General features: G+C 65.5%; 12 protein-coding genes and 1 pseudogene. 9 read left to right on the top strand and 4 right to left on the bottom strand.

The window, feature by feature from the left end; genetic code table 11:
• The first annotated feature begins 198 nt into the window (after positions 1-198).
• The gene (locus VNW74_RS08815) at positions 199-579 is read left to right on the top strand and encodes a YciI family protein (protein WP_325676220.1); all 381 of its coding nucleotides are present in this window, start codon (positions 199-201) and stop codon (positions 577-579) included.
• A gap of 22 nt (positions 580-601) precedes the next feature.
• A complete protein-coding gene (locus VNW74_RS08810; RefSeq protein ID WP_325676219.1) occupies positions 602-1,771 on the top strand; it encodes an RNA polymerase sigma factor in 1,170 nt (389 codons plus the stop codon).
• An 85-nt stretch (positions 1,772-1,856) separates the two neighbouring features.
• Here the strand turns inward: VNW74_RS08810 and VNW74_RS08805 are convergent, their stop codons facing one another.
• The gene (locus VNW74_RS08805; protein WP_325676218.1) at positions 1,857-2,264 is read right to left on the bottom strand and encodes a group 1 truncated hemoglobin; all 408 of its coding nucleotides are present in this window, start codon (positions 2,262-2,264) and stop codon (positions 1,857-1,859) included.
• A 176-nt stretch (positions 2,265-2,440) separates the two neighbouring features.
• Between VNW74_RS08805 and VNW74_RS08800 the strand changes: the two genes are divergently transcribed.
• The 4 genes from VNW74_RS08800 (at position 2,441) to dnaE (ending at position 8,366) form a co-directional block, all read left to right on the top strand.
• Positions 2,441-3,457 carry an SDR family NAD(P)-dependent oxidoreductase gene (locus VNW74_RS08800; RefSeq protein WP_325676215.1) on the top strand — a complete coding sequence of 339 codons (1,017 nt, stop codon included), beginning with the start codon at positions 2,441-2,443 and terminating at the stop codon, positions 3,455-3,457.
• A 7-nt stretch (positions 3,458-3,464) separates the two neighbouring features.
• A complete protein-coding gene (locus tag VNW74_RS08795) occupies positions 3,465-4,268 on the top strand; it encodes an SDR family oxidoreductase (RefSeq protein WP_325676214.1) in 804 nt (267 codons plus the stop codon).
• Entirely contained in the window at positions 4,268-4,699 is a 432-nt protein-coding gene (locus VNW74_RS08790) for a type II toxin-antitoxin system Rv0910 family toxin (protein ID WP_325676213.1), read from the top strand. The genes VNW74_RS08795 and VNW74_RS08790 overlap by 1 nt, the downstream gene beginning before the upstream one ends.
• 124 nt (positions 4,700-4,823) lie before the next feature.
• The gene (dnaE, locus tag VNW74_RS08785) at positions 4,824-8,366 is read left to right on the top strand and encodes a DNA polymerase III subunit alpha (RefSeq protein ID WP_325676212.1); all 3,543 of its coding nucleotides are present in this window, start codon (positions 4,824-4,826) and stop codon (positions 8,364-8,366) included.
• Positions 8,367-8,402: 36 nt separating this feature from the next.
• Here the strand turns inward: dnaE and VNW74_RS08780 are convergent, their stop codons facing one another.
• Together VNW74_RS08780 and VNW74_RS08775 are read right to left on the bottom strand one after the other, a co-directional pair.
• Entirely contained in the window at positions 8,403-9,641 is a 1,239-nt protein-coding gene (locus VNW74_RS08780) for an amidohydrolase family protein (protein WP_325676211.1), read from the bottom strand.
• 17 nt (positions 9,642-9,658) lie between these two features.
• Positions 9,659-9,952: pseudogene (locus VNW74_RS08775) on the bottom strand (class I SAM-dependent methyltransferase); the annotation flags it as partial.
• Positions 9,953-9,987: 35 nt separating this feature from the next.
• On the opposite strand from VNW74_RS08775, the gene fadD11 reads away from it, so the two are divergent.
• A complete protein-coding gene (fadD11, locus tag VNW74_RS08770; protein ID WP_325676210.1) occupies positions 9,988-11,832 on the top strand; it encodes a fatty acid--CoA ligase FadD11 in 1,845 nt (614 codons plus the stop codon).
• 4 nt (positions 11,833-11,836) lie between these two features.
• On the opposite strand, the gene VNW74_RS08765 is transcribed toward fadD11, so the two are convergent.
• Positions 11,837-13,072 carry a fatty acid desaturase gene (locus VNW74_RS08765; protein ID WP_325676209.1) on the bottom strand — a complete coding sequence of 412 codons (1,236 nt, stop codon included), beginning with the start codon at positions 13,070-13,072 and terminating at the stop codon, positions 11,837-11,839.
• A 205-nt stretch (positions 13,073-13,277) separates the two neighbouring features.
• On the opposite strand from VNW74_RS08765, the gene VNW74_RS08760 reads away from it, so the two are divergent.
• Positions 13,278-13,715, top strand: coding sequence for a nitroreductase family deazaflavin-dependent oxidoreductase (locus VNW74_RS08760; protein WP_325676208.1), 438 nt, complete (start codon positions 13,278-13,280; stop codon positions 13,713-13,715).
• A 28-nt stretch (positions 13,716-13,743) separates the two neighbouring features.
• Complete coding sequence (gene ilvA / locus VNW74_RS08755) at positions 13,744-15,042, top strand: threonine ammonia-lyase IlvA (protein ID WP_325676207.1); 1,299 nt, start codon at positions 13,744-13,746, stop codon at positions 15,040-15,042.
• Positions 15,043-15,065 lie beyond the last annotated feature (23 nt).

Below are 15,065 nucleotides of genomic sequence, written 5' to 3'. Positions count from 1 at the left end.
ACCAGGTGTCGCCCACCAATCTCACGACCCCCAACATGCCCGCCGTCGACGCACCCGCGACCAGACCCATCAGACCCATTCCCGCCATGCTCATGCCGTTGATCGTTGCACGCGCCAGACAGTTGTGATGCGTTGTCGATTACGTCCAGTGTCAATCGTCATTGAGGTGTCATGATCGAGTCGGGAAAGGACACCACCATGCAGTACTGCCTGCTCATGCACTATCAGGAGGGCGCCGAGATCGGCCTGACCGCGGAGGACATGGCTCCCGCGCGGGCCGCGTTCGCCCGCTATGCCGACGACCTCGACGCGGCGGGTGTGCTGATCGGCACCCAGGTGCTGCAATCGGCTGGCGTCTCTACGACGTTCACCGCACGCGGCGGCACTCCCATGGTCCAGGACGGCCCGTTCGCCGACACCAAAGAGCGCCTCGGCGGGGTGTTCGTCATCGACGTACCCGACCTGGACGCCGCATTGGCTTGGGCGAAACGCTGCCCGGCCGCCGCGTGGGGATCCGTCGAGATCCGTCCCGTCGCGGTCACCTACGGCAGCGGCAAAGGCTGGTACAGCCCTGAGTGAGGCCCACACTCGAGTCGCCGAGCTGGTTGGCAGCAGCTACGGCCGACTGCTGGCGTTACTGGCCGCGCGCACCGGCGATATCGCCGCGGCCGAGGATGCGATCGCCGACGCGCTGGAGCGTGCCCTTACCCGATGGCCGATCGAGGGCATCCCGGTCAACCCGGATGGCTGGGTACTGACCGTGGCCCGCAATCGCCTGCGCGACCACTGGCGGTCATCCGCTTACCGGACGACCGATCCGTTGCCCGAAATGCCCTGGAATGCAACCGAGTTCGACATCGACGCGATTCCCGACCGGCGTCTGGAGTTGATGCTGGTGTGCGCCCACCCGGCGATCGCCGCCAACTGCCGCACCCCGTTGATGCTGCAGACCGTGCTCGGTGTCGACGGCGCGACGATCGCGGAGGCGTTCGCGGTACCCGCCGCGACGATGTCGCAGCGGCTGGTGCGCGCCAAACGCCGGATCCGCGACGCCCGCATCCCATTCGTGCTGCCGTGCCGTGGCGACCTCGACGAGCGGTTGCCTGCGGTGCTGGAGGCCGTGTACGGCGCGTATGCGATCGACTGGCAGGCGGCGGGTACCGCGCTCGAATCGCTGTCCGCCGAGGCGCTTCACCTCGCGCTGGTGCTCGTCGAGCTGCTTCCCGACGAACCCGAAGCGCTGGGTTTGGCGGCGCTGGTTTGTCTGTCGGAGTCGCGCCGCGCCGCCCGACGCAGCGGCGACGGTGCGTTCGTGCCGCTCGACGAGCAAGACCCGGCATCGTGGGACGCGGCACTCATCGCTCGCGGCGAGGCCCTGCTGCGCCGGGCGCACGGCTACGGCCGCCCGGGCCGCTACCAATACGAGGCGGCGATTCAGTCGGCGCACTGCCGCAGGCCCGTGGACTGGCCGGCGCTGCGTCGCCTGCATCGCGCTCTGCTTCGGGTCGCGCCATCGTTGGGCGGGGCGGTTGCCCTGGCCGCCGTCGACGCCGAGGTCGAAGGGCCGGAGGCCGGTTTGCAGACACTGGACGCGATCACCGATCCGGCGCTGCAGCGGTTCCAGCCGGCCTGGACGACCCGCGCGCACCTGCTGGCCCGGGCCGGTCGTCCCGCCGCCGCCGCGAAGGCTTATCGGCGGGCCATCGACCTGACCACCGAGTCCGCGGTGGCCGAGTACCTGGGTGCGCAGCTGGCCGCGCTGCGGTGGTGAGGTTCGCCGAGCGTGCAGTCGGTGCGAGACCCAGGCCGACAAAATTCGCACAGGACGCACGCTCGGCGAAGCTTTTCAGTGGCGGCTAGACGCCCGCCCTGGCGTGATCCGGCGCGATGTCGTCGGCCAGCGGCGCAACGACACTGAAAATCTCGGCGATCGTCGCCTCGGGTACGCCGGCCGCGCACAGCGAGTCCTTCAAGTGTCCGGCCACCAGGTTGAAGTGATACCTGGTGATGCCGCGGCCTTCATGCGCCTGCCTCATCGACGGGCCGGAGTAAGTGCCGGGCCCGCCGAATGTCGCGGCCAGGAACTCGGCCTGCTTGTCTTTCAGCCGTTTCATGTCCGATCCGGCAAAGAAATTCGATAGAAGATCATCGTCAAGCACGCGGCAATAGAAGTCTTCGACAATGACTTCCAGAGCGCCATAGCCGCCGATCTTGTCGTAGACCGTGGTAGTGGCGGGTTTGCGGAAACGGGTGAGCATTCCCATGCCGACAGCACACCACCCGGCCATTGCCCGACGATTAGAGCTCCATCACCGGGCGATTACCCGACGTTACAAGCGGATTGCCACAGAATCACCAGAACTTGGCCCGGTTGTCGGAGACGTTGTAGCAGACTCGGTGGAATCAACGGAGAGAACAGTCAACGGGGAGCGAGAAACCTATGAACCTGGGCGACCTGACCAGCTTCGTCGAAAAGCCTTTTGCCGCGGTATCCGACCTCCTCAACACCCCGAACTCGGCGGGCCGGTACCGACCGTTCTATCTCCGCAATCTGCTGGATGCGGTTCAGGGCCGCACCCTCGACGATGCCGCCGACGGCAGGATCGTCCTCATCACCGGTGGGTCGTCGGGCATTGGCGAGGCGGCCGCCAAGAAGATCGCCAAAGCCGGCGGCGAGGTGGTGCTGGTGGCGCGGACCCCGGAGAAGCTGGAAAAGGTGGCAGACGAAATCCGCAGCGACGGCGGCATCGCCCACGTGTACCCGTGCGATCTGGCCGACATGGATGCCATCGCCGCGATGGCCGACAAGGTGCTCGCCGATCTTGGCGGCGTCGACATTCTGATCAACAACGCCGGACGGTCAATTCGGCGTTCGCTGGCACTGTCCTACGACCGGATCCACGACTACCAGCGGACGATGCAGCTGAATTACCTTGGGGCGGTTCAGCTCATCCTCAAATTCATCCCTGGGATGCGGGAACGCGGTTACGGTCAGATCATCAACGTGTCCTCGGTCGGCGTGCAGACTCGCGCACCGCGGTTCGGTGCGTACATCGCCAGCAAGTCCGCGCTGGACAGCCTGTGCGATGCGCTGCAGGCCGAGGTCGTGAACGACGACATCAAATTCACCACCGTGCACATGGCGCTGGTGCGCACGCCGATGATCAGCCCGACCAAGATGTACGACAAGTTCCCGGCGCTGACCCCCGACCAGGCGGCCGGCGTGATCACCGATGCGATCGTGCACCGGCCCCGGCGGGCCAGCTCGCCGTTCGGTCAGGTCGCCGCCGTCGCCGACGCCGTCAACCCGGCTGTCATGGACCGGGTGCGAAGTCGCGCGTTCAGCATGTTCGATGACTCGTCGGCGGCCAAGGGGGACGAATCCGACAGCGGCGCACCGCAATTCGATTCGCGAAGCGAAACGTTCGTCCGGGCCACCCGCGGAATCCACTGGTGAGGGGATCATGAGCCTTCCGAAACCAAGCAACCAGGCGCCCATCGTCGTCACCGGCGCGTCCTCGGGCATCGGCACCGAGCTGGCCGGCGGTCTGGCCCGGCGCGGCTACCCGCTGGTGCTGGTCGCCCGTCGCCGGGAACGTCTCGATGAGCTCGCCGATGAGCTGCGCTCCCAGTACTCGGTAGGGGTCGACGTCATGCCCCTCGACCTGGGCGACGCCGGGTCGCGGAAGCAGTTGGCCGACCGCCTGCGCAGCGAACCGATCGCCGGTTTGTGCAACAGCGCCGGCTTCGGCACCAGCGGCGTCTTCCAGACTTTGCCGATCGAGCGGGAAAGCGAAGAAGTCGTCCTCAACTCGCTGGCGCTGATGGAACTCACCCATGCCGCGCTGCCCGGCATGGTCGAGCGGGGAGCCGGAGCGGTGCTCAACATCGCCTCGATCGCGGGATTCCAGCCGATTCCCTTTATGGCCGTTTATTCGGCGACCAAGGCGTTTGTGCAGACCTTCTCGGAAGCCGTTCACGAGGAACTGCACGGAACGGGCGTGTCGGTCACCGTGTTGTGTCCGGGCCCGGTGCCGACCGAGTGGGGTGAGATCGCCAATGCCGAGCGTTTCAGTATTCCCATTGCGCAGGTTGCGCCGCACGACGTCGCAGAAGAGGCGATCGGCGGGATGCTCGCCGGTAAGCGCAGTGTGGTGCCCGGCATCGTGCCCAAGGCCGTGAGTATCGGCGGAAGATTCGTGCCGCGCACTCTGTTGTTGCCCGGGATCCGGATCGGCAACCGATTGCGCGGCGGACCCAACCGCTGATGGCCGCCGTTGACATGGCCGCGGACGTGCCGATAAGCCCACAACAGATGTGGGATCACGTCTCGGATCTGTCCAATCTGGGTGATTGGCTGGTGCTGCACGAGGGATGGCGTAGCGAGCTGCCTGACGAGTTGAACGAAGGAACCCAAGTCGTGGGCGTGGCACGCGCCAAGGGCCTGCGCAACCGGGTGACGTGGACGGTGACCTCATGGGAGCCGCCGCACCAGGTCGCACTGTCGGGATCCGGGAAAGGCGGTGCAAAATACGCTGTCACGCTCACCGTGCAGCCCACCCAACAGGGGTCTGCCCTCGGTCTGCGCCTGGAGTTGGGCGGGCGTGCGCTGTTCGGTCCGGTGGGTTCGGCAGCGGCCCGGGCCGTCAAAGGGGACGTCGAGAAATCGCTGAAGCAGTTCGTCGAGTTGTATGGGTAGCGGCGATCGCAAGCGCGGCGCCGCCCGAGCGCAGCGGGTCGCCGCCCGAGAACCCGGCGACCGCAAGACACACTCGCCGACACGCCGGGGAGTCGTCGGTGCGCGGCCATAGACTGGCGTCCCTATGAGCCAGTCGTTCGTGCACCTGCATAACCACACCGAGTACTCGATGTTGGACGGTGCCGCCAAGGTCGCGCCGATGCTCGCCGAGGCGCAGCGGCTGGAGATGCCCGCAATCGGGATGACCGACCACGGCAACATGTTCGGCGCCAGCGAGTTCTACAACGGGGCCACCGCGGCGGGGATCAAACCGATCATCGGCGTCGAGGCCTACGTCGCGCCCGCTTCGCGTTTTGAGACTCGCCGCATCCTGTGGGGCGATCCTGGGCAGAAGAGCGACGACGTGTCCGGCAGCGGCTCCTACACCCACCTGACCATGGTCGCAGAGAACGCCACCGGCCTGCGGAACCTGTTCAAGCTGTCATCGCTGGCCTCCTTCGAGGGCCAGCTCGGCAAATGGTCGCGGATGGACGCCGAGCTGATCGCCGAGAACGCGGCCGGCATCATCGCCACCACCGGCTGCCCCTCCGGGGAGGTGCAGACCCGGCTGCGGCTCGGGCAGCGCCGCGAAGCGCTCGAGTCCGCCGCCAAATGGCGGGAGATCTTCGGGGCCGACAACTACTTCCTGGAGTTGATGGACCACGGGCTCGACATCGAACGCCGAGTCCGGGACGGGCTACTGGAGATCGGCCGCACGCTGAACATCCCGCCGCTGGCCACCAACGACTGCCACTACGTCACCCGCGACGCCGCGCACAACCACGAGGCGCTGCTGTGCGTGCAGACCGGCAAGACGCTGTCGGATCCGAACCGGTTCAAGTTCGACGGCGACGGCTACTACCTGAAGTCCGCGGCCGAGATGAGAGCAATCTGGGACGGCGAAGTCGCCGGTGCTTGCGATTCGACGCTGCTGATCGCCGAGCGGGTGAGTTCGTACGCCGATGTGTGGGCGCCGCGCGACCGGATGCCGGTCTTCCCGGTGCCCGACGGCCACGACCAGGCCTCCTGGTTGCGACACGAGGTCGACGCCGGTCTGCGCCGACGGTTCCCCGGCGGCCCCCCGGCGAGCTACGACGAGCGGGCGGCCTACGAGATCGAAGTCATCTGCGACAAGGGTTTTCCGTCCTACTTCCTGATCGTCGCCGACCTGATCAACTACGCGCGCTCGGTCGATATCCGGGTCGGCCCGGGCCGCGGCTCGGCGGCCGGATCGCTGGTGGCCTACGCGCTGGGCATCACCGACATCGACCCGATCCAACACGGGTTGCTGTTCGAGCGGTTCCTCAACCCCGAGCGCGCGTCGATGCCCGATATCGACATCGACTTCGACGACCGTCGCCGCGGTGAAATGGTTCGCTACGCCGCCGACAAGTGGGGACATGACCGGGTCGCCCAGGTGATTACCTTCGGCACCATCAAAACCAAAGCGGCGCTGAAGGACTCCGCCCGAATCCACTACGGGCAGCCCGGTTTCGCGATCGCCGACCGGATCACCAAGGCGCTGCCGCCGGCGATCATGGCCAAGGACATCCCGCTATCGGGCATCACCGACCCGACCCACGAGCGCTACAAGGAAGCCGCCGAGGTCCGTGGCCTGATCGACACCGACCCTGATGTGCGAACCATCTACCAAACCGCGCGCGGGCTGGAAGGCCTGATCCGCAACGCGGGTGTGCACGCCTGCGCGGTGATCATGAGCAGCGAGCCGCTGACCGAGGCGATTCCGCTGTGGAAGCGGCCGCAAGACGGCGCCATCATCACCGGCTGGGATTACCCGTCGTGCGAGGCTATCGGCCTGCTGAAGATGGACTTCCTGGGTCTGCGCAACCTGACGATCATCGGCGATGCTATCGAGAACATCAAGGTCAACAGGGGAATTGACCTTGACCTGGAATCCGTGCCGCTCTACGACAAGGCCACCTTCGAGCTGCTGGGTCGCGGCGAGACGCTGGGCGTGTTCCAACTCGACGGCGGGCCGATGCGCGACCTGTTGCGCCGCATGCAGCCCACCGGATTCGAAGACGTCGTCGCGGTGATCGCGCTGTACCGGCCGGGCCCGATGGGCATGAACGCCCACAACGATTACGCCGACCGGAAGAACAACCGGCAGGCGATCAAACCCATCCACCCCGAACTCGAGGAACCGCTGCGCGAGATCCTCGCCGAAACCTACGGCCTGATCGTGTATCAGGAACAGATCATGCGCATCGCGCAGAAGGTCGCCGGCTACTCGTTGGCCCGAGCCGACATTCTCCGCAAGGCCATGGGCAAGAAGAAGCGCGAGGTCCTGGAGAAGGAGTTCGAGGGCTTCTCGGAAGGCATGCAGGCCAACGGATTCTCGGCCAAAGCGATCAAAGCGTTGTGGGACACCATCTTGCCGTTCGCCGATTATGCATTCAACAAGTCGCACGCCGCCGGATACGGCATGGTGTCGTACTGGACGGCTTATCTGAAGGCCAACTATCCCGCCGAATACATGGCCGGACTGCTCACCTCGGTCGGTGACGACAAAGACAAGGCGGCGGTCTATCTGGCCGACTGCCGCAAGCTCGGCATCACCGTGCTGCCGCCGGACGTCAACGAGTCCGGGTTGAACTTCGCGTCGGTCGGTACCGACATTCGCTACGGGTTGGGCGCGGTGCGCAACGTCGGCGCCAATGTGGTGGCTTCGCTGCTGAATACCCGTACCGAGCGAGGCAAGTTCACCGACTTCTCCGACTACCTCAACAAGGTCGACATCGCGGCGTGCAACAAGAAGGTCACCGAATCGCTGATCAAAGCCGGCGCATTCGACTCGCTGAAACACCCGCGCAAAGGGCTGTTCCTGGTGCACACCGACGCGGTCGACTCGGTGCTGGGTACCAAAAAGGCCGAGGCGATGGGTCAGTTCGATTTGTTCGGCGGCGACCCGAATGATGGGGGAGCAGGCGCTGACGCGGTATTCACCATCAGGGTCCCCGACGAGGAGTGGGACGACAAGCACAAACTCGCGCTGGAGCGCGAGATGCTGGGCTTGTACGTGTCCGGACATCCGCTCAACGGGGTGGCGCATCTGCTGTCAACTCAGGTTGATACCGCAATCCCGGCGGTACTTGACGGCGACATCCCCAACGACACGCTGGTGAAGGTCGGCGGCATCCTGGCGTCGGTGAATCGGCGGGTCAACAAGAACGGAATGCCTTGGGCGTCAGCGCAGCTGGAAGACCTCACCGGTGGCATCGAGGTGATGTTCTTCCCGCACACCTATTCTGCCTTCGGTGCTGACGTCGTCGACGACGCGGTGGTCGTCGTCACCGCAAAAGTCGCGATCCGCGATGATCGGACCACACTGATCGCCAACGACCTTGTGGTGCCTGATTTTTCCAATGCGCAGGCGAACCGGCCGCTGGCGGTGAGTTTGCCGACGCGGCAATGCACCATCGACAAGGTCAGCGCGCTCAAACAAGTGCTGGCCCAACACCCCGGTACGTCGCAGGTGCATCTGCGGCTGGTCAGCGGGGACCGGATCACCACGCTCGAACTGGACGCGTCGCTGCGGGTGACGCCCTCCCCGGCGCTGATGGGCGATCTGAAGGCGCTGCTCGGTCCGGGTTGCCTGGGCGGTTAAGGCCGCCGAACGTGAAGCTGGCCTCACGTTCGATGGTTATTTCCGCGCGTCTTTGAAAACAACTCCCTCTTTCATGACGAAATCCACCTGTCCGGTGACGTCGATGTCGATGAAGGGATCGCCGGGCATGGCGATCAGGTCGGCGATCTTGCCCTCGGCGATCACCCCGAGATCATCGAGGCGCAGCAGTTGCGCGGCCACGCTGGTCGCCGCGCGCAGAGCGCGCAACGGGGTGATACCGGTGGACACCATCATCGGGAACTCGCGCCAGTTGTCGTGGTGCGGAAACATTCCGGCGTCAGTGCCGAAGGCGATCCGGACGTCGCTGGCGGCCAACCCCTCGGCCGCATCCAACAGCGCACCGCGATACTTCTGCATCTTGCGGCGGGTGTGCTCCGGAAAAGCGGCCCACACGGGATCGTCGTCGCCGCAGCGGGCTTTGGACAGAATCGCGTATTGAGTGGGCACCATGAACACCCCGGCGTCCTGCATCATGCGCAGCGTCTGTGCCGACGCGAGGTTTCCGTGCTCGATGCTGCGCACGCCCGCTCGAACGGCGCGTTGGATGCCCTCGTCGCCGTAACTGTGCGGGGTGACCGGGACCTCGAGGTCGCGGGCCGTCGCGACCAGAACGTCCATCTCCTCCTGGCTGTAGGTGGCGTGCCCGGGATCGTCCGTCGGTGAGGCGAAGCCGCCGGTGGCGCCGAACTTGATCCAGTCGGCGCCGGCGCGAATTTCCTGTCTCACCCGGGTGCGGATCTCGTCGGCGCCGTCGGCTGCCGCCAACTCCAGCCGCCTGCAACACCCTTGATATTCATCGGCGAGCATCCCGCTGAAGTCGCCGTGGCCACCGCGCGCGGAAATCAGGTGCGGCGCCACCACCATCCGCGGGCCGACGACGATCCCGGCCGTCACCGCATTGCGAAGGTCGATCGTGGGGTAGTCGACGTCCCCGCAACCCAAGTCACGCACGGTAGTGAATCCGTTCATCAGCAAGGCGCGCAACCGTGGCAACGACTTCAACGTCTTGGCGGTGCTCGACTCGAGGGCCATCATCACGCCCATCGGCGGCGCCAACGTCACGTGAACATGGCAGTCGATGAAACCGGGCGTCACGGTGTGACCGGCGAGCTCCACCACCGTTGCGCCGGCCGGCGGGTCGATCGCGTCGGCGACGCGCTCGATACGACCATCGACGACCAGCACTTGACGCGGCGCCGCTTGGGCCGAGATTCCGTCCCATACGTTCGCACCCGCGATCACCGTCGCCGCCATCGTCGTCACCTCTCTGGTCTTAGAACCGATAGCGCAGCACCCGCGCCGAGAGCCACCACGACCGCGTCGGGATGTTCGGAGATGAAACGTCGCACCCGCTCGTCGAGCATCTTGGCCCGCAGCGCGGTCTGGCGCACCGCGCTCGATGGCACGCCCAAAGCCTGGAACTCGTAGTCGATCTTGGCCACGATCGCGTCCGCCAAGGTATCGCCGAGTATCGGCCGGGGCCAACGGCTGTCGAGCGCGCGCGCGTACTGAGTGACAAACGCGGTCCGCTCGACGGCTGTCAAGTCGGTGATCGCCATTCCCATACCGGCAACGTACCCCCCGGACTAGCCTCAGCTTCATGATCGATTCGACAACGGGGACGACGTCCGAACCTCCGACCACGTTGTGTGAGGCATTCCAACGCAACGCGGCGATCGACCCGGACGCCGTCGCGCTTCGCACCCCTGGCGACACCCAGACAATGACGTGGCGCGAGTATGCGACCAACGTGCGCCGGGTCGCGGCCGGCCTGGCCGGCCTCGGGGTCCGCCGCGGCGACACGGTTTCGCTGATGATGGCCAACCGCATCGAGTTCTACCCGCTGGAAGTGGGCGCACAGCACCTCGGGGCCACCTCTTTCTCGGTGTATAACACGCTGCCCGCCGAACAACTCACGTACGTTTTCGACAATGCCGGCACCAAAGTGGTGATCTGCGAGGAGCAGTACGTCGACCGGATCCGGGCCAGCGGCGCGGAGCTGGACCACATCATCTGCATCGACGGTTCCCCGGAGGGCGCGCTCTCGCTGGACGATCTGCACGCCGCCGGCAAAGAAGACTTTGATTTCGAGTCGACCTGGCGGGCGGTGCAGCCCGACGATGTGGTCACCCTCATCTACACCTCCGGGACGACGGGAAACCCCAAAGGGGTGGAGATGACGCACGCTCACCTGCTGTTCGAGGCCCAGGCCCTGGAAGCCGTTCTGGGCGTTCGGTTCGGTGATCGGGCGACCTCGTTTTTGCCGACGGCGCACATCGCCGACCGCACGATGTCGTTATACAACCAAGAGGTGTTTGGGGCCCAAATCACGGTGGTCTCCGATGCTCGCGCGATCGCGGCGGCATTGGCCGACACGCGCCCAACCATCTGGGGCGCCGTGCCCAGGGTCTGGGAAAAGCTCAAGGCGGCAATCGAATTCGCCGTGGCCCACGAGCAGGACGAGGCCAAGCGCCAGGCTCTGCAATGGGCTATGTCGGTTGCCGGGAAACGTGCCGCGGCGCTGGTTTCCGGCGAGCCACTTTCAGATGAGGCGGCCGCCGAATGGGAGAAAGCCGATGAGCTGGTGCTGTCTCAGCTGCGTACCAAGCTGGGACTTGACCAGGTGAGGTGGGCGGTCTCCGGTGCGGCCCCGATTCCCAAGGAGACGATGGCCTTCTTCTGCAGTATCGGCATCCCGATCGCGGAGGTGTGGGGCATGTCCGAGCTGAGCTGCGTTGCCAGCGTGAGTCATCCAGCTGAGGCGCGGTTGGGCAGCGTGGGCAAGCTGCTGCCCGGGCTGGAGGGCAAGATCGCCGAGGACGGCGAATATCTGGTGCGCGGACCGCTGGTGATGAAGGGCTATCGCGGCGAGCCGGCGAAGACCGCCGAGGCTATTGACCCCGACGGCTGGCTGCACACCGGCGACATCCTGGACGTCGACGCCGACGGTTATCTGTGGATCGTCGACCGGAAGAAGGAGCTGATCATCAACGCGGCCGGAAAGAACATGTCGCCGGCCAACATCGAGACCACCGTGATGGCCGCCTGCCCGATGGTCGGCGCAATGCTTGCGATCGGCGACGGCCGCCCGTACAACACCGCGCTGTTGGTCTTCGACGCCGATTCGGTCGGCCCGTATGCGGCGCAGCATGGGCTGGCCGACGTCTCTGCCTCGGCACTGGCAGCGCACCCTGAGGTGATCGCCCGGATCGCCGCGGGGGTGGCCGAGGGCAACGCCAAACTGTCCCGGGTTGAGCAGATCAAGCGCTTCCGCGTGCTGCCCTCCCTGTGGGAGCCCGGCGGTGACGAGATCACCTTGACGATGAAGCTCAAGCGGCGGCCGATCATGGCCAAATACGCCGCCGAGATCGAGGAGTTGTACGCGAGCGAGCCGGGTCCGCAGGTGCACGAGCCCGGCAGCGCATCGACGGCACAACCGGCGTGACGGCCTAGGGGCGCTTTCCGGGCTGGGGCTGGTTCCGGTGGGCGAGCAGTGCTGTCGCCAATCCGCGTCGCCGCACATCGTGTCCGACGCGTGGCAAGTCCGATGGCTTCATGACATTCCGGAACTTGTTCTCGGAGGCCGTTTCTGGTGCGTCATCGCAGGACGCGGAAAGAAACTCGGCCGGCAGAGCCAATTTGCAGATCGTGCGCACAGTGAGTAGGTACTGGCGAACGAAGGAACCCGTCGTGTAGGGCAAGTCGTAGGTGACGCACAGCGCGCGGACCCGTTCGCCGATCTCGGGTAAGCGATTGCTCGGCAGGTCAGGGAACAGGTGATGTTCGATCTGGTAGCAGAGGTTTCCGCTCATGAAGGCCAGCACCCGTCCGGCCCGGAAGTTCGCGGTACCCAGCATTTGCCGCAGATACCACTCCGGTTTCGTCTCGTCCTCCAAGACCGAGGCGGTGAACTTCTCAGCGCCGTCGGCGAAGTGCCCGCAGACGATGACGATGTAGGCCCACCCATTGCGAAGCCCGTTCGCCACCACGTTGGCTCCCAGTGTGCGACGCCACCGCCCGCGACTCAAAGCAGGAAAGAGAACATAATCTTTGCCAGCTTGGCGGACCATCTTGTTGATCATCGTCTTGGTATGGGCCGATTTGCCGGCCGGTGTCGTTTCGCGGGCCTGCACCGAGTACAGGCCGTGCATCGCGACACCCCATTCGAAGGCGATCGCAAGCAGCACTGCGCGCAACGGCTGCAACAGGTTGCTCGGCCGCCACTCCTGGTCGCGGGTGACCCGCATGACTCCGAAGCCGAGGTCGTCGTCCACCCCGACGACGTTGGTGAACTTATGGTGTCGGTGGTTGTGCGACGACATCCAGTGCGACGAGGGACCGACCATGTCCCATTCCCAGGTAGCAGAATGGATTTCCGGGTCGTTCATCCAATCCCACTGACCGTGGGTGATGTTGTGGGCGAGTTCCATGTTCTCGATGCACTTGGCCACGGCCAGCGCGACGGTTCCGATAATCCAGCCGACCTTGGTTTTGCTGGCGAGGATGGTCAGCCTTGACGCGACCTCGAGGCCGCGCTGAAAGGCGATGGTGCGCCGGATGTATTCACGGTCCTTAGCACCGCGCGACTCCTCGATGTCGCAACGAATCGTGTCCAGCTCGGCCGCGAGCGCGACGACATCCGCGTCGCTCAGATGGGCATATTCGGGTACTTCGGTGATGGCCATCGACGCTTACCGGGGTGTGGCCGGGGTGGCAGGCGGCCCTAGCCGCGCGACAGCGCGCAACGGCCAGCCGAACAGCTTGGGCATGTGCTTGAGTACCTGCTTTATCGGCTCTACGCCGGGCGTCTGACCGTGGATTGTCGGTGTCGCTCGCAGACTCTACACGGCGGGCGTCACACCGGGGTCTCAGCACGATTAAGGTGGTCCTATGCCGCTTGAAGGGGAATACGCCCCCAGCCCGTTGGATTGGTCACGCGAACAAGCAGACAAGTATGCCGAGTCCGGTGGAACCGACGCCGCGGATATGAAGGGCATGCCCATCATTCTGTTGACCACGGTGGGCGCCAAGACCGGCAAGCTTCGCAAGACGCCGCTGATGCGGGTCGAGCACGACGGCCAGTACGCGATCGTCGCCTCGCTGGGCGGGGCGCCGAAGAACCCGGTCTGGTACCACAACGTCGCCAAAAACCCGCGAGTCGAGCTGCAGGACGGCAGCGTGACCCTCGAGTATGACGCCCGCGAGGTATTCGGCGACGAGAAGGCCGCCTGGTGGGAGCGGGCGGTGGCGGCCTACCCGGACTACGCCGACTACCAGAACAACACCGATCGGCAGATTCCGGTCTTCGTGCTCACCCCTGTGCGATGAATTTGCAGTTGGGTGGCACCATTGATCGGTGTCCGCCGAACTGAGCCAAAGCCCCGGCACCCCGGGTAGTGGGCCGCTGCCTCTTCTCTCGGCGGCCGAAATCGACGCGGCGGCGAAGCGAATTGCCGGGGTGGTAACCCCCACGCCGCTACAGTTCAGCGACCGGTTGTCCGCGACGACCGGCGCCAGCGTCTACCTCAAGCGCGAAGACCTGCAGGTGGTGCGCTCATACAAGTTGCGTGGCGCCTACAACCTGTTGGTGCAGTTGTCGGAGGAGGAGCTGGCCGCGGGCGTGGTGTGCTCGTCGGCGGGAAATCACGCGCAGGGATTCGCCTATGCATGCCGGTCACTGGGCGTCCACGGTCGCGTGTACGTGCCGGCTAAGACGCCGAAGCAAAAGCGTGACCGCATCCGCTATCACGGCGGCGATTTCATCGAACTGATCGTGGGCGGATCGACGTACGACTGGGCGGCGGAGGCTGCGTTGGCTGACGTGGCACGCACCGGCGCCACGCTGGTCCCGCCGTTCGACGACCCGCGGACCATAGCCGGGCAGGGCACGATCGCCGTCGAAATACTCGACCAGCTCGAGGACGAGCCGGATCTGGTAGTGGTGCCGGTCGGTGGTGGCGGTTGCATCGCCGGTATCACCACCTACCTGGCCGAGCGGACGACGACCACTTCGGTGCTGGGTATCGAACCGGCCGGTGCCGCAGCGATGATGGCGGCGCTGGCCAACGGAGGTCCGGTGACCCTGGACCACGTCGATCAGTTCGTCGACGGTGCGGCGGTGGCCCGAGCGGGGAAGCAGACGTACGCGGCACTGGCCGCCGCCGGCGACATGGTGTCGATCACTACCGTTGACGAGGGTGCCGTGTGCACCACGATGCTCGAGCTGTATCAAAACGAGGGGATCATCGCCGAGCCGGCGGGCGCGTTGGCCGTCGCCGGACTGTGCGAAGCCAACATCGATCCGGGATCTGTCGTCGTGTGCCTGGTCTCCGGCGGCAACAACGACGTGTCCAGGTATGGCGAGGTGCTGGAGCGCTCGTTGGTCCACCTGGGCCTCAAGCACTATTTCCTGGTCGACTTCCCGCAGGAGCCCGGGGCGCTGCGCCGCTTCCTGGATGGCGTCCTTGGGCCCAACGACGACATCACGCTGTTCGAATACGTCAAGCGCAACAACCGGGAGACCGGTGAGGCGCTGGTCGGCATCGAGCTGGGCTCGGCCGCGGACTTCGACGGCCTGTTGCAGCGGATGCGGGCGACCGAGATGCAGATCGAGACCATTGAGCCCGGCTCGCCGGCCTACCGCTATTTGCTGTAGCTGGTGCGGGTGGCAGCGCCGCG

The sequence above is a fragment of the Mycobacterium sp. genome (assembly GCF_035570115.1).
Classification (GTDB): domain Bacteria; phylum Actinomycetota; class Actinomycetes; order Mycobacteriales; family Mycobacteriaceae; genus Mycobacterium.
Note: the sequence above shows the minus strand (reverse complement) of the source record. Positions and strands in the feature narration are given on the sequence as shown.

Coding starts and splice junctions, on each gene's coding strand:
- fadD11 (WP_325676210.1), top strand. CDS start 9,988: ATGATCGATTCGACAACGGGGACGACGTCCGAACCTCCGACCACGTTG.
- VNW74_RS08805 (WP_325676218.1), bottom strand. CDS start 2,264: ATGGGAATGCTCACCCGTTTCCGCAAACCCGCCACTACCACGGTCTAC.
- VNW74_RS08780 (WP_325676211.1), bottom strand. CDS start 9,641: ATGGCGGCGACGGTGATCGCGGGTGCGAACGTATGGGACGGAATCTCG.
- dnaE (WP_325676212.1), top strand. CDS start 4,824: ATGAGCCAGTCGTTCGTGCACCTGCATAACCACACCGAGTACTCGATG.
- VNW74_RS08765 (WP_325676209.1), bottom strand. CDS start 13,072: ATGGCCATCACCGAAGTACCCGAATATGCCCATCTGAGCGACGCGGAT.
- VNW74_RS08790 (WP_325676213.1), top strand. CDS start 4,268: ATGGCCGCCGTTGACATGGCCGCGGACGTGCCGATAAGCCCACAACAG.
- VNW74_RS08760 (WP_325676208.1), top strand. CDS start 13,278: ATGCCGCTTGAAGGGGAATACGCCCCCAGCCCGTTGGATTGGTCACGC.
- VNW74_RS08795 (WP_325676214.1), top strand. CDS start 3,465: ATGAGCCTTCCGAAACCAAGCAACCAGGCGCCCATCGTCGTCACCGGC.
- VNW74_RS08800 (WP_325676215.1), top strand. CDS start 2,441: ATGAACCTGGGCGACCTGACCAGCTTCGTCGAAAAGCCTTTTGCCGCG.
- VNW74_RS08815 (WP_325676220.1), top strand. CDS start 199: ATGCAGTACTGCCTGCTCATGCACTATCAGGAGGGCGCCGAGATCGGC.